Annotated in this window: 8 protein-coding genes; 4 read left to right on the top strand and 4 right to left on the bottom strand. The window is 41.4% G+C overall.

Annotated features, from left to right (window positions below; translation table 11 throughout):
* Positions 1-292 precede the first annotated feature (292 nt).
* Positions 293-8776 (top strand): T9SS type A sorting domain-containing protein, encoded by an 8484-nt coding sequence (locus tag JM81_RS06195; RefSeq protein WP_144801436.1) that lies wholly within the window; start codon positions 293-295, stop codon positions 8774-8776.
* 247 nt (positions 8777-9023) lie between these two features.
* Here the strand turns inward: JM81_RS06195 and JM81_RS06190 are convergent, their stop codons facing one another.
* On the bottom strand, positions 9024-11525 hold the full coding sequence (locus JM81_RS06190; RefSeq protein ID WP_261374978.1) for a fasciclin domain-containing protein: 2502 nt from the start codon (positions 11523-11525) through the stop codon (positions 9024-9026).
* Between the two features lie 289 nt (positions 11526-11814).
* Between JM81_RS06190 and mnmA the strand changes: the two genes are divergently transcribed.
* Together mnmA and JM81_RS06180 are read left to right on the top strand one after the other, a co-directional pair.
* Complete coding sequence (mnmA, locus tag JM81_RS06185; protein ID WP_144801434.1) at positions 11815-13005, top strand: tRNA 2-thiouridine(34) synthase MnmA; 1191 nt, start codon at positions 11815-11817, stop codon at positions 13003-13005.
* A 45-nt stretch (positions 13006-13050) separates the two neighbouring features.
* Complete coding sequence (locus JM81_RS06180) at positions 13051-13995, top strand: NAD(P)H-dependent flavin oxidoreductase (RefSeq protein WP_409994644.1); 945 nt, start codon at positions 13051-13053, stop codon at positions 13993-13995.
* Position 13996: 1 nt separating this feature from the next.
* On the opposite strand, the gene JM81_RS06175 is transcribed toward JM81_RS06180, so the two are convergent.
* Entirely contained in the window at positions 13997-17425 is a 3429-nt protein-coding gene (locus JM81_RS06175) for a HEAT repeat domain-containing protein (RefSeq protein WP_144801432.1), read from the bottom strand.
* Positions 17426-17624: 199 nt separating this feature from the next.
* Between JM81_RS06175 and JM81_RS06170 the strand changes: the two genes are divergently transcribed.
* On the top strand, positions 17625-18563 hold the full coding sequence (locus tag JM81_RS06170; protein ID WP_144801430.1) for a DUF1080 domain-containing protein: 939 nt from the start codon (positions 17625-17627) through the stop codon (positions 18561-18563).
* 87 nt (positions 18564-18650) lie between these two features.
* Here the strand turns inward: JM81_RS06170 and JM81_RS06165 are convergent, their stop codons facing one another.
* Complete coding sequence (locus JM81_RS06165; RefSeq protein ID WP_144801428.1) at positions 18651-18878, bottom strand: putative signal transducing protein; 228 nt, start codon at positions 18876-18878, stop codon at positions 18651-18653.
* 3 nt (positions 18879-18881) lie between these two features.
* Positions 18882-19982: a Gfo/Idh/MocA family protein gene (locus JM81_RS06160; RefSeq protein WP_144801426.1), complete on the bottom strand. Its 1101-nt coding sequence runs from the start codon at positions 19980-19982 to the stop codon at positions 18882-18884.
* Positions 19983-19984: the final 2 nt, after the last annotated feature.

The following is a 19984-nucleotide window of genomic DNA, read 5'->3' as shown; positions in this document are numbered from 1 at the left end:
AGCGTTAACTAACAGATGCATTAAAATAAAAAGCCCTTTCAATCTTGATAGGGCTTTTGCCATTGATGGGGTTTTTGTTACACTTTATCGGATATTGTTTTAATATGTAAAAAAAAATGTTAAATTATTATGATATTGTTTAACATAATACTTGATTCAAGTATTATAAATATTTCAATTTGTTTCCCCATTTATTTTAAATATAAAAACATTCAGTTTATAATAAGAACCCCATATCTTATTAAGTTCTAGCTGGTATAAGTGTTATGGTATAATCTAAACAAATTATACTATGGGGAACTCTACATTATTTTTTAAGAAGAAATTTTTATTTTTTCTTACTATTTTACTTAGCGCTACGATCCAGGTTGTTGCACAATCATTTTGTCCACAAGACCCGGATCCTTTCGATCAGCAAGATTTGCGATTAAATTCGGAATATACTCTTGGTGAATGCCCTGCAAACGATATTCAGATTGTTGGTGCAAGTTTAAATACAGGTCAAATTTGTAATAGTTGTGATTCGGGTGATTTAATTACCGCGAACTTTTTAATTGCAATAAATCACAATACTAATAGTGGTAATAGATTTCTTGGTGTTTTTGCCGATTTAACTGAAACAAGACCCGATGGTTCAGTTGCTGTTTGTAAAATTGCTAGATCTTCTGGTCCGGTACTTAGCAACAATCAACAAAGTGGTAATCAACAAGTATTAGATTATGGAGAAGTTACATTCACCTGTGGCAGTCAATTAGTTCTTGATAATATTCTATTAGTTTGGACTGCCGCAAATGGTGAAAGTCCTGTGACTCCTCAGAACAATCCAAATGGTAAATATTGTTATGCTAACCCTGTTATAAATATTGTTCCGCCATTAAATGCAGTAGCTGACGCTACGTGTAATTCAAATAATTTGTCTGACGTTGATTTATTAGTTAGTGGTGGAAAAGCACCATTCTCTTATTCTTGGACAGGTCCAAGTGGGTTTACTTCAAATGCTATGGATTTAGTAGATGTTATGCCAGAATCGATGTATAATGTAACAGTTACAGATGCTGATGGATGTACAACAACGACAAGTGTAACTACACCTGTTTGCTTTATTTGTCCAACACTAAATAATGAGTCTCCAGATTTTTCCACTTGTGAAGACATTCAAGGTCAAAATCTTTCTGTAGCTACAGATATAGAAAATATAAATATAAAGTTTGTTTATTATTCGAGTTCACAAAGTAATCCTTATTCTGGTGGAACTCAATTAGGTGCAATTGTCACACCCACTGGAGGAACAGCAACTTCTACAGCTGGTATTTCAGGTTTTGCACCAGGAACATATTACGCCTATGCTATTTTAGATATTAATGATCCAGATTTATCAGATGCTAATTGTAGACCTTTTGCGGAAAGCATCATCACGATAAACCCATTGCCGATAGCGGAGGTCGTTGGGGCATTGGAAATATGTTCGGGCAGTAGCACCACGCTAACGGCGAGTGGCGGAACAAGTTATTTATGGGGTACTGGAGCCACAACGGCGGCGATAGAAGTGGATACGGCCGGCGATTATACGGTAACGGTAACGGACGCGAACGGTTGTGTAGATGAGGAAACGGTAACAGTTATAGTGAACGATAATCCAACGGTAGTAGCAGAAGATGCGAGTGTTTGTTTAGGCGAGAGCATCCAGTTATCGGCAACACCGGCAGGGGGGACATGGACAGGAATAGGAGTAAGTCCAACGGGATTATTTGATTCCTCGGCACTGGCAGCGGGAGATTATGAAGTAACCTATTCGGTAACCGATAGCAATACCTGTGATGGGTCAGACAGTGCAACAGTAATGGTAAATGTATTACCAGAGCCGGTAGCGCAAGATGCCAGTGTATGTATAGGAGCAACGGTACAGTTGGGCGCAAGCCCTGAGGGCGGAATCTGGTCGGGAACTGGAGTAAGCCCAACAGGATTGTTTGATACGACCGGCTTACCTGCTGGCGACTATGAAGTGACCTATACGGTAACGGACTCCAATACCTGTGTAGGCGAGACTACGGCAACAGTAACGATAAACCCATTGCCGATAGCGGAGGTCGTTGGGGCATTGGAAATATGTTCGGGCAGTAGCACCACACTAACGGCGAGTGGCGGAACAAGTTATTTATGGGGTACTGGAGCCACAACGGCGGCGATAGAAGTAGATACAGCTGGCGATTATACGGTAACGGTAACGGACGCGAACGGTTGTGTGGACGAGGAAACGGTAACGGTCATAGTGAACGATAATCCAACGGTAGTAGCAGAGGATGCGAGTGTTTGTTTGGGCGAGAGCATCCAGTTATCGGCAACACCGGCAGGGGGAACATGGACAGGAATAGGAGTAAGTCCAACGGGATTATTTGATTCCTCGGCACTGGCAGCGGGAGATTATGAAGTAACCTATTCGGTAACCGATAGCAATACCTGTGATGGGTCAGACAGTGCAACAGTAATGGTAAATGTATTACCAGAGCCGGTAGCGCAAGATGCCAGTGTATGTATAGGAGCAACGGTACAGTTGGGCGCAAGCCCTGAGGGCGGAATCTGGTCGGGAACTGGAGTAAGCCCAACAGGATTGTTTGATACGACCGGCTTACCTGCTGGCGACTATGAAGTGACCTATACGGTAACGGACTCCAATACCTGTGTAGGCGAGACTACGGCAACAGTAACGATAAACCCATTGCCGATAGCGGAGGTCGTTGGGGCATTGGAAATATGTTCGGGCAGTAGCACCACGCTAACGGCGAGTGGCGGAACAGGTTATGAATGGAGTACTGGGGCCACCACGGCAGCGATAGAAGTGGATACAGCTGGCGATTATACGGTAACGGTAACAGATGTGAACGGTTGTGTAGATGAGGAAACGGTAACAGTTATAGTGAACGATAATCCAACGGTAGTAGCAGAAGATGCGAGTGTTTGTTTAGGCGAGAGCATCCAGTTATCGGCAACACCGGCAGGGGGGACATGGACAGGAATAGGAGTAAGTCCAACGGGATTATTTGATTCCTCCGCACTGGCAGCGGGAGGTTATGAAGTGACCTATTCGGTAACGGATAGCAATACCTGTGATGGATCGGACAGTGCAACGGTAACGGTAAATGTATTGCCGGAGCCATTAGCGCAAGATGCCAGTGTATGTTTGGGAGCAACGGTACAGTTGGGCGCAAGCCCTGAGGGCGGAATCTGGTCGGGAACAGGAGTAAGTCCAACAGGATTGTTCGATACGGCCGGTTTAACGGCGGGCGACTATGAGGTGACCTATACGGTAACGGATTCAAATACCTGTGTAGGCGAGACTACGGCGACGGTAACGATAAACTCATTACCGATAGCGGAGATTGGTGGAACATTGGAAATATGTTCAGGTAGTAGCACTACGCTAACGGCGAGTGGCGGAACAGGTTATGAATGGAGTACTGGGGCCACCACGGCAGCGATAGAAGTACATACAGCTGGCGATTATACGGTAACGGTAACAGATGTGAACGGTTGTGTAGATGAGGAAACGGTAACAGTTATAGTGAACGATAATCCAACGGTAGTAGCAGAAGATGCGAGTGTTTGTTTAGGCGAGAGCATCCAGTTATCGGCAACACCGGCAGGGGGGACATGGACAGGAATAGGAGTAAGTCCAACGGGATTATTTGATTCCTCGGCACTGGCAGCGGGAGATTATGAAGTAACCTATTCGGTAACCGATAGCAATACCTGTGATGGGTCAGACAGTGCAACAGTAATGGTAAATGTATTACCAGAGCCGGTAGCGCAAGATGCCAGTGTATGTATAGGAGCAACGGTACAGTTGGGCGCAAGCCCTGAGGGCGGAATCTGGTCGGGAACTGGAGTAAGCCCAACAGGATTGTTTGATACGACCGGCTTACCTGCTGGCGACTATGAAGTGACCTATACGGTAACGGACTCCAATACCTGTGTAGGCGAGACTACGGCAACAGTAACGATAAACCCATTGCCGATAGCGGAGGTCGTTGGGGCATTGGAAATATGTTCGGGCAGTAGCACCACGCTAACGGCGAGTGGCGGAACAGGTTATGAATGGAGTACTGGGGCCACCACGGCAGCGATAGAAGTAGATACAGCTGGCGATTATACGGTAACGGTAACAGATGTGAACGGTTGTGTAGATGAGGAAACGGTAACAGTTATAGTGAACGATAATCCAACGGTAGTAGCAGAAGATGCGAGTGTTTGTTTAGGCGAGAGCATCCAGTTATCGGCAACACCGGCAGGGGGGACATGGACAGGAATAGGAGTAAGTCCAACGGGATTATTTGATTCCTCGGCACTGGCAGCGGGAGATTATGAAGTAACCTATTCGGTAACCGATAGCAATACCTGTGATGGGTCAGACAGTGCAACAGTAATGGTAAATGTATTACCAGAGCCGGTAGCGCAAGATGCCAGTGTATGTATAGGAGCAACGGTACAGTTGGGCGCAAGCCCTGAGGGCGGAATCTGGTCGGGAACTGGAGTAAGCCCAACAGGATTGTTTGATACGACCGGCTTACCTGCTGGCGACTATGAAGTGACCTATACGGTAACGGACTCCAATACCTGTGTAGGCGAGACTACGGCAACAGTAACGATAAACCCATTGCCGATAGCGGAGGTCGTTGGGGCATTGGAAATATGTTCGGGCAGTAGCACCACACTAACGGCGAGTGGCGGAACAAGTTATTTATGGGGTACTGGAGCCACAACGGCGGCGATAGAAGTAGATACAGCTGGCGATTATACGGTAACGGTAACGGACGCGAACGGTTGTGTGGACGAGGAAACGGTAACGGTCATAGTGAACGATAATCCAACGGTAGTAGCAGAGGATGCGAGTGTTTGTTTGGGCGAGAGCATCCAGTTATCGGCAACACCGGCAGGGGGAACATGGACAGGAATAGGAGTAAGTCCAACGGGATTATTTGATTCCTCGGCACTGGCAGCGGGAGATTATGAAGTAACCTATTCGGTAACCGATAGCAATACCTGTGATGGGTCAGACAGTGCAACAGTAATGGTAAATGTATTACCAGAGCCGGTAGCGCAAGATGCCAGTGTATGTATAGGAGCAACGGTACAGTTGGGCGCAAGCCCTGAGGGCGGAATCTGGTCGGGAACTGGAGTAAGCCCAACAGGATTGTTTGATACGACCGGCTTACCTGCTGGCGACTATGAAGTGACCTATACGGTAACGGACTCCAATACCTGTGTAGGCGAGACTACGGCAACAGTAACGATAAACCCATTGCCGATAGCGGAGGTCGTTGGGGCATTGGAAATATGTTCGGGCAGTAGCACCACACTAACGGCGAGTGGCGGAACAAGTTATTTATGGGGTACTGGAGCCACAACGGCGGCGATAGAAGTGGATACGGCCGGCGATTATACGGTAACGGTAACGGACGCGAACGGTTGTGTGGACGAGGAAACGGTAACGGTTATAGTGAATGAAAAAATAAACCCATTATTTGCAGCAGTAGAACCTATATGTGAAGGAGATTTATTGGAAGAACTTCCAACGGTTTCCCTTAATGGTATATCGGGGTCTTGGTCACCAACTTTAGACAATACGATGACAACGGAATATACCTTTACACCAAAAGATGACGAATGTGCAAATACCGTTATGTTGACGATAATGGTTATGGAAAAACCATTGCCCTTAATTACTGAAGTAACAATTTGTTATGATCAAGAATACCTATGGACAGCTAACCAAACAACCTATTCAGGAGTTGATGGCAGTACCACTGTAATAATAGAAGGTGGTAATTGCGAGCCAGATCAAATACTTCGGCTAACAGTACCTGTAATTATTACATGTAATATTATACAAGATGTACTCTCAACAAATCATTTGACCGAAGATGGTGTTGCTACGGTATATCCTAGTGGTGGTAGTGGTACGTATACGTATTTGTGGGATAACGGTGAAACGACACAGACAGCAAGTTCTTTGACATCTGGTATGCACAGTGTTACTGTTACAGATACGAATGGCTGTGCATCTACATGCCAAATAGATATAGCTAAGGAATTATATTGTTGGACAAATTTAGTAAAAAACGTTAGTACGAATGGAGGCAATGATGGCACTGCTTACGTTAAAGGTAATGGAGGATATAGACCGTATACTTTCAAATGGGACGATGGGACCACTTCTGAAATGAATACTCGACTTTCGGCAGGTGTTCATTATGTAACCATTACTGATTCTCATGGTGCTACATCACAATGTAGTGTAACTATAACTGAACCTGGCACTGGGAACAACTGTAGCACTCTCACTAGCGATATTGTACAGGATAGGTTGGCAACTAACCACCTAACGAAGGATGGTATTGCTACTGTGCATGTAAAAGGTGGTACGGCTCCGTTTACCTATATATGGGACAATGGAGAAACCACCCAAACGGCAACTACGCTGGACTATGGTATGCATAGCGTTACAGTTACAGATTCTAAAGGATGTAAAACCAGTAGTCAAATAGACATTGCTAAGGTGTTGTACTGCTGGATCGATCTTTATGCACATGTTAGTGTTTACGAAGGTAATAACGGTTCGGCCATGGTCCAAGGGAACGGGGGTTACAGACCATATACCTTTAAATGGGATGATGGTACTACAGAGCAAATGAATAATAATCTAAGTGTAGGTACCCATTACGTGACGATTACCGATGCTATAGGTGCTACCTCTACGTGTAGCATAAGTATATCTCAGCCAAATGAGAAAATTGAAATCTGTGATGGTATTGATAATGATGGAGATGGTAAAATAGATGAAGGTTTTGATAAAGATGGTGACGGAGTTGCTGATTGTTTTGATGTATGCAATAAAGGCGATGACCATATAGATGTTGATAATGATGGTATACCTGATGCTTGTGATGATAATATCTGTACTAAAGGAGATGCACCAGCAGTTCTATGTTACCAATCTGCAATATGGAATGAAGCTACATGCAGTTGGAAGATCAACGGCGAGAAGCCAATGGAGCCAGAAACGGCATGTCATCAAACCGCAATATGGAACAAAGCTACTTGTACTTGGGACATAATTGATGGACAACCAGAGATGCCAATGACACAATGTTACGAAACAGCAGTTTGGAATGTTCAGACCTGTAGTTGGGAAATCATTGGCGAGAAGCCAATGGAGCCAGAAACAGGATGTCATCAGACGGCGGTATGGAACGAAGCTACATGTACTTGGGACATAATTGATGGACAACCAGAGATGCCAATGACACAATGTTACGAAACAGCAATATGGAATGTTCAGACCTGTAGTTGGGAAATCATAGGCGAGAAGCCAATGGAGCCAGAAACAGGATGTCATCAGACGGCGGTATGGAACGAATCTACATGTACTTGGGACATAATTGATGGACAACCAGAGATGCCAATGACACAATGTTACGAAACAGCAGTATGGAATGTTCAGACCTGTAGTTGGGAAATCATAGGCGAGAAGCCAATGGAACCAGAAACTGAATGTTATGAAACTGCTATGTGGAACGAAACTACCTGTAGTTGGGAAATCATAGGCGAGAAGCCAATGGAGCCAGAAACAGGATGTCATCAGACGGCGGTATGGAACGAATCTACATGTACTTGGGACATAATTGATGGACAACCAGAGATGCCAATGACACAATGTTACGAAACAGCAGTATGGAATGTTCAGACCTGTAGTTGGGAAATCATAGGCGAGAAGCCAATGGAGCCAGAAACTGAATGTTATGAAACTGCTATGTGGAACGAAACTACCTGTAGTTGGGAAATCATAGGCGAGAAGCCAATGGAGCCAGAAACGGAATGTTATGAAACAGCGGTATGGAATGAAATTACCTGCCAATGGGATATCGAAGGCGAACAACCAGAGATGCCAATAACAGAATGTAACGAAACGGCAGTATGGAACGAAGTTATTTGTGAATGGGGCATTATTGAAAACGATAACGATTGTGGACAAGGTACAATAGACCAATGTGAAACGGCTTACGCTAGATCTAATGATGAGAATGTAAGAACATGTTTCACGGAAATTGCAAATCTTAATGGAAACAATTGGGGTTGGACCAATGAAATTCCATCAATTAATGGGGAATATGAACTGGAGTTATATGCAGCTGCTGGCCAATGCGATATAACCAAGGGGGCATTAGTTGGAAATGCAATAATTGTTTATAATAATGGATTGGTAGATGTAACAGTTTCAGTCTTAAATGGATATAAAATAACTGAGACTCAGCTATATGTTGGTAATAGTCAAACTCCAGTTAAGAATAATGGTGATCTTACTGTAGCACCAGGACAATATCCTTATCAGGACGATATAAACGGAGATTTTAACACTTATACCTTCGAAGATATAAGTGCTGGAGATATGGATATTTTCTATGTAATTCTACATGCTAATGTATGTCCACAGGGAACAGGTGGTTTAAAAACTACTTCGACCAAGATAGAATTTTCAGCATTTCCAATTCCATTTAAAGAAGAATTAAATATTGAATTAAAGTCATCTTATAATTCGAAGCTTGTAATTGAAGTGTTTGATTTGAATGGAAGATTGATTAGAATAGAAAAAGATCACGAGGTAAAAGTTGGGGTAAATAATTATAAATTGTCAATTGGAAGTTTAGAATCAGATATGTACTTAATAATAATGAAGACTGATAAAGAAAAGTTGGTCAAAAAGGTAATTGCTAAGAAGTAGAATTATTTAAATTATTGAAAATAAAAAGCCCTTTCAATTTTGAAAGGGCTTTTGCCATTGATTAAGGATTGGTTTGGTAAGATTTGGGATGTTAAAGATGCGGTTATTATTTAGGGGTTTCAAAACTTAGTTGTCAAGGAGGGTTTATTGTATGCTAAAGGAGTGGTTGATGATGTTTACAAAATTGGTCTAAAAAAGCCCCCTATAAAAAGGGGGCCTAATCTTACTAATTGCATTTCGGGGGAGATTAATGCAATGCATCAATAATTTCCTGTGGCAACAATACTTTATCCACAATATGTACTATACCATTGCTTGTCATTACATCTGCCGTAACTACATTACCGTTGACCTGTGTTTTATCCTGTATTTGTACACCATTGCCTAAAATTGCAAATAGTGATTCTCCTTGTACACTTACAATTTCCTGATGGTCGGTAAGGTCGGTAGAGGCCACAGCAGCGCCTGCTACAACATGATAAGTAAGAAGTTGGGCCAACAAGGCTTTTTCCTCATCTGTATCAAAATCTTCTAAACTATTATAGCTAGCTCCTAAATCATTCAAAAACGTGGCAAAAGCTTCGTTTGTTGGTGCAAAAACCGTAAAAGGCCCATCACTGCTCAAAGTTTCCACTAATCCGGCATCGGCTTGGATCAATGCGGCTACCAACGAGCTCAAGTCATCCACACTTTGTGCGGTCTCCACAATATTTGGTACTGATGGGGCAAGGGCGTCCAAAGCTGCTTGCGGTAACAAAACCTTATTTATTACATGTACCACACCATTGCTGGCGGTAACATCCGCTATAGCTACATTGGCGTTCATTTCTGTTGCATCCATAATACTAACACCTCCATTTTCTAAAACAATACCAATATTTTCACCTTGAAAGGTTTCTATCATTTGTCCATTGCTTAGACCTGTAGAGAATGCAGCTGCACCGGCAACTACATGATAGGTTAATATAGTGACCAATAATTCTTTTTCTTCATCGGTGTCAAAATCCGAAAGGCTGTTATAATCATCTCCCAATGTCTCTAATAATGCTATAAATGCATCATTAGTTGGTGCAAAAACGGTAAATGGCCCTGTACCGTTTAATGTTTCCACTAAATTGGCATCGGCTTGTACTAAAGCATCCACCAATAAACTTAAGTCATCTGTTTCTACTGCTATTTCAACAATAGTCTTTAGACTCATGGCCGCTAGCATGTCCAAAACTTCCTGTGGTAATAAAACTTTGTCGATTACATGAACCACACCGTTGCTCGCTTCAACGTCTGCAAGGGCTACTGTAGCATTTGTTTCAGTAGCATCCATAATTTGTACGGCTCCTTCCATGAGGGATATGGTTACATTCTCACCCTGTACGGTTTCAATAGATTGTCCGTTGCTCAATCCGGTTGAGAAAGCTGCGGCACCGGCAACTACATGATAGGTCAGTACTTTGGTCAATAATGCTTTTTCTTCATCGGTATCAAAATCGGCTAGGCTATTGAAATCTTCTCCTAAAAGGTCCAATAACGCTACAAAAGCTGCATTGGTAGGTGCAAAAACCGTATAAGGTCCTTCGCCATTTAGGGTTTCGACTAGTCCGGCATCTGCCTGTACCAGGGCATCGACCAAAAGACTTAAGTCATCTGTAGCCACGGCGGTATCCACAATGGTTTTTAATTGTAAGGACACAACAAAATCAATTGCCGCCTGTGGTAACAATACTTTATCTATAGTATGGGCAACACCATTGGAAGCCATAATATCAACACCTGTAATATTGGCATTGGTGTCAGAGGCATCACCAATGACAAAAGTATCGCCCGAAGCAATTACTTCAATGCTGTTATCTGTATAAGCGGTAGCCACGGCACCTTCTGATAAGTCGGTAGATAGTACCTTTGCCGGGATTACATGGTATAGAAGAATATTCTTCAATAACGCAATTTCTTCTTCGGTATCAAAATCGTCAAGACTATTATAGTCATCTCCCAATGCTTCCAATAATGCAACAAAAGCATCATCAGTAGGTGCAAATACGGTAAACGGACCTTCTGTACTTAGCGTTGCTGCTAAATCTGCTTTGATAACCGCTGCCTCTAAAAGTGATAATGGCTCCGTTGCTACTACTATATCCGTCAAAGTTCCGTTTTCATTGGTCATGGAACCTTCGTTCAGCGCATCAATAATTGCTTGTGGTAAAAGAACTTTGTCAATGACATGTACAACACCGTTACTGGCTTCCACATCGGCAATAACTACTTTTGCATTAACCTCGGTTGCATCATCCAAAAATACGCCACCTTCCAAATCTATGGTAATATCCTCTCCTTGAACGGTAGTTAAGGTCATGCCGTCCGTTAAATCTCCAGATTTAGCAGCAACCCCTGCAACGACGTGGTAAGTTAATATGGTAGTTAAGAGTTCTCTTTCTTCGTCCGTGTCAAAATCTGATAAGGAATCAAAACCATCCAATTGGTTCAATAACGCGGTAAATGCATCGTTCGTAGGAGCAAAAACAGTAAACGGGCCAGTAGAACTTAAAGTGCCTACTAAGTCCGTCCCTTCAGAATTATCGGCCGTTGTCAACGCGGTAACTAAAGAAGTAAGTGCTTCTTCGGCCTGAGCGGTTTCAACAATGGTTTTGGTTTCTACCATTGGGTCCTCATCATTATCGTCATTATCACATGACCATATCATTACGGACAACGCGGCGAATAACATAAAATACTTAAATCGTAACATTTTTTTCATAGCGGTGTTTTTAAATTGTTTAATTAATAAGTTGAATAAATAAACATAATATCTAAATCATTATTATAAAGAGTATTATTGCTTATGGTTTAAATGTACAATACAATAATCTTGTTTAATTAAATTTTATAAAAGTTTAACAAAATAATTTTAATGAAAAACTTTAAGTAATTGAAAAAAGGAAAGCAATTGTAATCCTGAACCGTTCATATAGCGACAAATTCATACGGTTGAAAAAAAAATGTGTTGAAATGAAATTTTGTAATTTTGTTACGACCAAGAAGATGAGATGAAAAAAGTAGTTATAGGACTTTCTGGCGGAGTGGATTCCAGTGTGGCGGCATACCTTTTAAAAGAGCAAGGGTATGATGTTATTGGCCTGTTCATGAAGAATTGGCACGATGACTCTGTAACAATATCAGAGGAATGTCCGTGGTTAGAAGATAGTAACGATGCGTTAATCGTTGCGGAAAAATTGGGAATTCCTTTTCAGACCGTTGATTTGAGCGCTGAGTATAAGGAGCGTATAGTAGATTATATGTTCAGGGAATACGAGATGGGCAGGACCCCAAATCCTGATGTATTATGTAATAGGGAAATAAAGTTCGATGTTTTTTTAAAGATAGCCCTACAATTAGGAGCTGATTACGTGGCAACCGGTCACTATTGCAGAAAAGGAACTTTGTTAAACGCAGATGGAAGCAAGACCTATCAATTATTGGCAGGCAAGGATGGAAATAAAGATCAGTCTTATTTTTTGTGTCAATTGTCTCAAGAGCAATTGTCCAGGACCTTATTCCCCATTGGTGAATTGACGAAACCAGAAGTACGCGAAATTGCGGCGAAAATGGACTTGATCACTGCAGATAAAAAAGATTCCCAAGGTCTATGTTTTATTGGAAAAGTAAGACTACCGGAATTTTTACAGCAACAATTGAAACCTAGAAAAGGCAAAATAGTTGAAGTTCCTGCTCAATGGGATAATTATGCACAGGATGTACCCGTTTTTACCGATGTTCAATCAGAGTTGAAATTTTATGCTGAAAAGCATGTGTATAAAATTACGGATGGTAAGATTGTAGGGGAACACCAAGGTGCGCATTATTTCACCAAGGGGCAGCGTAAAGGATTGCAGGTTGGTGGCACCAAGGAACCTTTATTTGTAATAGATACCGATGTTAAGGACAATATTATTTATACGGGTCAGGGAAAATCGCATCCTGGATTGTATAGGAGGACCTTATTTGTTAAAGATGCGGAAATTCATTGGGTACGGCCAGATTTGGCATTGCAGATCGATGAAAGTCTACCTGTAAAAGCACGAATTCGCTATCGTCAGGAATTACAGGATGCAAGACTTTATAAAGTAAATGGCGGTATGTATGTAGATTTTAAAGAGCAGCAATCCGCAATTACTGAAGGTCAATTTGTAGCTTGGTATCTAGAAGATGACCTTATTGGTTCTGGAGTGATCTCTTAATAATCTTAGGATATATTGTTCCTTTGCTTGCATCCATATATTGTTATGATACAAAATAAAATAACCCAACTTTTCAAAATAGCATATCCTATAGTTCAAGGTGGTATGGTATGGACCAGTGGTTGGAGATTGGCCAGTGCGGTATCTGCCCATGGTGGTTTAGGAATCATAGGTGCGGGCAGTATGTACCCGGAAGTTCTACGGGAACATATTCAAAAGTGTAAAAGTGCAACAGATAAGCCGTTTGGTGTTAATATACCCATGCTGTATCCGGATATTGGCCAGCTAATGGATATTGTTGTGGAGGAAGATGTAAAAATCGTTTTTACATCTGCAGGAAATCCAAAAACATGGACCGGTTTTTTACAGGAAAGGGGCATTAAGGTGGTACATGTGGTCAGTAGTCTAAAATTTGCACTTAAGGCTCAAGATGCCGGTGTAGACGCAATCGTTGCGGAAGGCTTTGAAGCAGGGGGGCATAATGGTCGTGATGAAACGACCACAATGGTTTTGATACCTGCTTTACGAGAAAAAATTTCAGTGCCTTTAATTGCCGCAGGCGGAATTGCAACGGGCAGTGCAATGTTGGCCACCATGGTGTTGGGTGCAGATGGCGTACAGATAGGAAGTAGGTTTGTTGCAAGCAGTGAAGCATCCAACCATATAAATTTTAAGGAAGCGGTAGTAAATGCTAAGGAAGGCGATACCCATTTGACCTTAAAGGAATTGGCTCCGGTTAGATTGATAAAGAATAAGTTTTATCATGAAGTCCAAAGTGCATATGCCAAAGGAGCTTCTGTAGTTGAACTAAAAAACCTTCTTGGTAGGGGTAGGGCTAAAAAAGGAATGTTTTTGGGTGATTTAGATGATGGAGAGCTGGAAATAGGTCAGGTATCTGCATTGATACATGACATAAAACCAGCTGCCCAAATTATTGATGAGATCATGAACGAGTTTCATGCAAGAAAAAAAGCAATATCCGGTTTGTAACCTAGACTCCTTCTGCTACTTCCGCTGCTTTCTCATTTTTTAAACTTCCCAGATACTCCATAAGATCACGCAGTTCCCGTCTAGAGATCATGCGCCCCATAGCTGGCATTGCGGACATGGAGTTTTCTCTTTTTTTGATGCGCTGTAATGGTATTTCCAAAGGCTCGGCCTCAGAAGTTTTTAGTAAAAGATCATGTTTGCGTTCCTCTATTAAAACACCTTGTACTTTTTGGCCATCCGTTAAGGTCAATGTCACCGAACCATACCCTGGGGCAAGGCGTGCACTAGGTTCTATTAAGGCTTCCAAAAGTTGTTCCCTTGTCAATACATTGGCTATATTATCCAATGCGGGTCCAACTTCACCACCTGAACCGTTTACAGCATGGCAACGTACACATTGAGCGGTTGGGTTACCGTTAAATACATTTCTGCCGGCCCACCAATTACCTCCTTGCAAGGTTTCTTGAAAAGAATCTGCTGAATATCCTGCTTGTTTAAGTTTGTCTAATTGAGCAATCAACTTAGGATTTTCAGTGGCTTTGACAGATTCCATTAAATCTAGCATAATCCCTTGTTTTAATTGGTCTTTACTAGCCTTGTCAATAAGGCTTGCCAAAATAGCGTTGCTGTTTTCTACAGGAAGATCTCCCAATACGTCTAGCATACGCTGTTGTTCAGAAACGGAACCTTTTCTAAAAATAGGACCTACTATAGCAGGCAATTTTTCCTTTGGTAGGTTTAATTTTGCCAGTAGACCAACCGCTGCCGTTCTAACTTGTTCATTGGCATCCTGCATTCCGGTTTCCATAATGTTCCCCATATTTTCATACCCAAGATTACCTAACGTATTAAGTACCGTAGCCCTAACTTCTGGAGACCGGTTATACCTGAAAATCCTATACAGGTCAGTGTTATAGGATTGTATGCCTAGTTCACTAATGGTTTTGGAAATGCCTATCAAGATTTCAGGATTACTGTCTTTAAGGAAAAAAGGAATATCCTTTTCTATTTTTTGTTGCAACTGATTGCCTTCCCTAACAATTTCACCCCGGTATCTTCCATCAACACGGTCCAAAACGGAAGGCTTGTTCCATGTGCCAAGGGCTGATAGGGCCTCTCCACGTAAAATATTGGATACATCTTTTCTTTTTGCAAAATTGACCAAGAGTTCCAACTCCTTTTCGCCACCAACTCGTAATGCGGCATTAATGGCCCTTCTTACCAATGGTTCAGATGTATATTTTTTGTTTTCAAGTATTCCTGCCAATGCTGGTAGCGCCTCTTCAATAGAGAGGTCGTCATTGATGGCCCTAGCTGTTTCCGTAACAATGTACTCATCTTTATCAGATAGGAAAACCGTTATATTTGGGTCCTGTAATTTTCTCAGTACCAGAACTGCGGCAATCCGTAAGCTTCTGTTTTCGTTATTCTCAAGAGCTAAAAGTGGTTCTGCCTTACCAATTCTTGATAATGCCAGAACGGCCGCATGGCGTAAGTAAATATCCTTATCGTTGTTTTGTACGATCATTTCCAATAACGGTTCTATGGCATTCTCATACTTTAAGCGTCCCAAAGCTTGGGCCGCATAGAATTTAACCCTATCGTTTTCATGCTTTGTAAGGTTTATTAAACTATCCGCTGCATTTTCATAACGAATGTCGCCTAGAACCTTAGCGGTCTGGGCTATGATTTCCGGGTCTCCGTCGTTCAGTAATGCTAGTAACGGTTTTGCATCATCCTTATCGTTTGCTGCAATTTGGCCAATGCCCCAAATAGCATGTATTCGTGCAAACTGATTATCGTTTTCCGTAATAACCTTTTTTAATGCGCGGTAGCCCCAAAATGTTCTCCTGGCCAACTCAAATTGTGCTTTTTGACGAATTCTCATATCCGGATACGCCAATAAATGCACCAAATTATCAGCATCATCGTCCTTGTAATTATGGGTCATTAAGCGCTGGGTCTCTAAGCGTTCCTGTTCCAGGTCATTGCTATCTTCTGTAACGTCAAGTTTCCATACGCGTCCAAAATCCTTACTTCCCCAGCCATTAATCCAATCTGCAAGATACAAGGCCCCGTCTGGACCAAAGTCAATACCTGTAGGTAATATTCCGTTTAGGATAGACTCATCCGTGTTAAGTTCAAACGATGCACCTTTTGGTTTTAGGTCAAAGGACCATATATGGGAACGTGTAGGGTCTCCCACAAATTCCACCAAAAAGAATCTATTTAACCATTTTTTGCCCAAAGCCGTACCGGGATTATACCTCATACCGGTTGGGCCATTGTGAAAATTCTGTATGGGTGGTATTATATATGCGGCCTGTCCTTCCCAACGTGGCGTAAACAATTTTTCATCCATCCAAACATTATAACCATTATTCTTGGGGTCTGTATATTTACCATATTGCCAATTTGCCCTCCAACCGGCATCCGATCCCTCAACAATATGGACCAAGCGCTCGCTTTCGCCTTTATGGTCACCGTCGTTGTCAGAAGAGATTATATTGCCATAGGCATCAAAAACAAATTCATGGGTATTGCGCAATCCGTGGGCAAATACTTCAAAATCGGTACCATCCGGATTACTTCTTACTATGACACCTTCATTTGGGTATTTATGGTTTTCGCCATCAACAGTGGTAATATTAGCACCTATATCGCCAATGCCCCAGTAAATTTTTCCATCAGGACCTTCAATGGCACCGGACATACCGTGTCCACCAAATCCTATATGAACTGCAAAACCTTCTGCAATGCTGGTTTTTTCATCCAGTATTTTATCGCCGTTGGTGTCCCTAAGGCGGTACATTCCCGGACCAATACCTACAAATATATCTTCGTCCCTAACCAATAACGCTCCTGCTTGGTCATTGATTTCATCATTAAAATCATTTAGGATTTGGGTAGATATGTCCGCAATGCCATCATTGTCCGTATCTTCTAGCATCCAAACTTCATCTTTTTCTACGGCAAGATCTCTCCAATCATGGATACTGTCATTGTTCAAATCTGGGAACCACTGGTTTTCCTTACTGAGTTCAGGTGCAAATTTTCTATGAAGAAAAGCTCTTCTGTCCTCCACGGTTTCAAATGAAATGGATTCTGTCATCCAGTCCCTATGCCCACGGATATCAAATTCAGAGTTTTTATTTCTATTCGATCTTGTTAAATATACTTTTCCTTCATTGTCAATGTCCATCGCAATAGGGTCCGGTGCCAAGGAATCGGAAGCCCATAAACTAAGGTTTAAGCCATCTGCAACAGTTGCCGATATACTTTTTCTTGCCAATTCAACGGCCTCTAACAACGCCGTGCTGTCTTTTTGAATGACCAAAGGAATTTCTTTTGGTTTTTTAGGTTCACAAGATGATAGGGCAATTAAAAATAGGGGAAGTATTCCTAAAAGGAATTTTTTGAAAAATGTCATTATGATGTTTCGTTGAAATGAACTTTAAATGTAACAAATTATGCAGATAATCAATAATGAAATTTGCGTTAGGTTAAATTAATAACATCATATTACAATGGTGTATATTTTTTTAATTTATCATTATTTAGTGCGCTGTTTGGAAACAGTGTTTAAAAGTTGAATTATATTTGAAACTACTCAAAAAAAACTCAAAACAATGAATACGATTAAAACAACCTTGCTTCTTCTCATGATTGTAATGTTAAATGCTACGGTAGCAAAGGCACAAGAAGGGCATCCCTTGGAAGGAAAATGGAATTTGACCATTAATCAAGAAGGTAAGGAATTGCCATCATGGCTTGAGATTAGACATTCTGGCAACAGTAGATTAATAGGTAGGTTTACCTATGCTTTTGGTAGCGCAAGGCCCATTGCGGAAATAAAAAAATATGGGGAAATATTTTCTTTTGAAATTCCGCCTCAGTGGGAGCCAGGGGCATCTAATATGGTATTTGAAGGAAAATTGGATGACGATACCTTAAAAGGAACTATGGTGTATGTAGATGGAAAAAAGTATGAATGGAGCGCTGTTAAAGCGCCAAATTTATCTTTTTATGATAATGTCAAGGAAGGCAAAGCGGTTAAGCTTTTTAATGGTAAGAATTTAGACGGATGGAAAGTGATAGAAGGTAATCAATGGAAGGTGGTCAATGGAATTTTAACAAGTTCACAATCCGGGGTTAATTTAATCTCTGAACAAAAGTTCAAGGATTTTAAATTAAAGGCAGAATTTAGATATCCAGAAGGTAGCAATAGTGGTCTATATCTAAGAGGGCGTTATGAAGTGCAAATTGCGGATAATATTGGTTTGGAGGCTTCCTCTATTTATTTTGGGGGTATTTATGGCCTTATATCGCCAAATATGAACATGGCAAAAAAAGCAGGGGAGTGGCAAACCTATGAAATTACCTTAATTGGTAGAAGGGTCACTATAGTTGCTAATGGTAAGACTATTATATCCAATCAGAATATTGATGGGATGACAGGGGGAGCATTGGACAATAAGGAGGACGAGCCAGGTCCGATTATGATACAAGGTGATCATGGCCCAGTTGAGTTCAAGACCTTGGAAATAACTCCGCTAAGCAAGGTATGATAGATGATTAACCTAACTAAAAAAGTCTCCTTTAAGGAGACTTTTTTAGTTAACATTTTGCTCATTATAGTAAGTTTTATGCTATTTTTAATTGTCCCACTCTAAATTGGATATCAGGGATAGTGCTTTTACTTCCTCGTCTTTATGAACATAAATTTCTATAAACTGTGGTAACGATGTGCTAAAACCTGCTAATCTTGCAGATTCTCCCTCATCCTTACAAATTGGAATAATATTGCCGTCCCGTAAGGTAAGTTCAACCCTGTTGGCCTTTATTTGATCCCCTCCAAAAATTTTCTTATAAGTAGTGTTCATGTGCTATTTTGTTAAGTGTATGGTCTTACCTGATTTGGCACTCTCAATGGCCGCTTGAAGAATTTCCATTACAACCATGTTGTTTTCTAATGAATATACGTTAAAAGGTGGTAATTTCAACTCTTCTTTTATCACTGCAGTAAATACGGAAAAAGGGTCGTTGAACGGTTTTTTGCGTTGGGGCAGTAAAAAAGTCTCTTCCGTAAATTGACTGTAGCCCTTTGATATTCTTATCCTCAACTGTGTAGGGTTATCCGCATAAATAGCTCCTTTGGTGCCGTAAAGTTCCATATCCTTTCTGCCAATAGGCCAATTCCAAGAAGGCTCCAAAATAGCCATTTGGTTGGGGTAGGTTAAAATTATGGTTGCGTCATCATCTACATTAGGATTGTTATCTGCTTGTAGTTGTTGTGTAACCGCGGTGACTGACAGCGGTTTTGTCCCGTTCATGATCCAAGTCATTAGGTTTGCCCCATAACACCCAAAATCCGTTATAGCTCCGCCACCATTTAAAACTGGGTCTGTAAGCCATTCCAAAAACTCTTGTGAAACCCCAATATTTTTTGGCCCTTTATGACCATCTCTAATTATTACCTTTCTTAGCTCACCTATGGTACCGTTCTTTAGTTCATCTAATGCCTTGACATTGGTTTCATACCATGATGTTTCATAATTGGTAAGGACGTGAACTTTATATGTTTTTGCCAAATTGGCAATTTTAACGGCATCATCAAATGTTGTGGCCAAAGGTTTTTCTACCATTACGTGTATCCCTTTAGGAGCACACTCCTGCACTACTTTTAAATGATCTTTAATATTTCCAAATGCAGCAACGGCCTCCGGTTTAGTTTTTGCGATCATTTCTTCCATAGAATCAAAAACCATCGTCATAGGAAACCCAAATTCCTTGGATAATTTATTGGCAAGTGTCGTATTGGGTTCTACAATTCCAACCATAACCATATCCGTTTGGTTTTCACGGCCCAAAATCCATCCTACGTGGCCATGGGTAAGACCGGCTACTCCTAAACGAATGGGTTTCTCCTGAGCTAGACCAACGGTTTTTATCGTTATTAACAAAAGTAAGATAAGGCATTTTTTCATAT

The organism is Maribacter sp. MAR_2009_72, from assembly GCF_007827235.1.
Lineage (GTDB): Bacteria > Bacteroidota > Bacteroidia > Flavobacteriales > Flavobacteriaceae > Maribacter > Maribacter sedimenticola.
Note: the sequence above shows the minus strand (reverse complement) of the source record. Positions and strands in the feature narration are given on the sequence as shown.

Coding starts and splice junctions, on each gene's coding strand:
- JM81_RS06195 (WP_144801436.1), top strand. CDS start 293: ATGGGGAACTCTACATTATTTTTTAAGAAGAAATTTTTATTTTTTCTT.
- JM81_RS06190 (WP_261374978.1), bottom strand. CDS start 11,525: ATGAAAAAAATGTTACGATTTAAGTATTTTATGTTATTCGCCGCGTTG.
- mnmA (WP_144801434.1), top strand. CDS start 11,815: ATGAAAAAAGTAGTTATAGGACTTTCTGGCGGAGTGGATTCCAGTGTG.
- JM81_RS06180 (WP_409994644.1), top strand. CDS start 13,051: ATGATACAAAATAAAATAACCCAACTTTTCAAAATAGCATATCCTATA.
- JM81_RS06175 (WP_144801432.1), bottom strand. CDS start 17,425: ATGACATTTTTCAAAAAATTCCTTTTAGGAATACTTCCCCTATTTTTA.
- JM81_RS06170 (WP_144801430.1), top strand. CDS start 17,625: ATGAATACGATTAAAACAACCTTGCTTCTTCTCATGATTGTAATGTTA.
- JM81_RS06165 (WP_144801428.1), bottom strand. CDS start 18,878: ATGAACACTACTTATAAGAAAATTTTTGGAGGGGATCAAATAAAGGCC.
- JM81_RS06160 (WP_144801426.1), bottom strand. CDS start 19,982: ATGAAAAAATGCCTTATCTTACTTTTGTTAATAACGATAAAAACCGTT.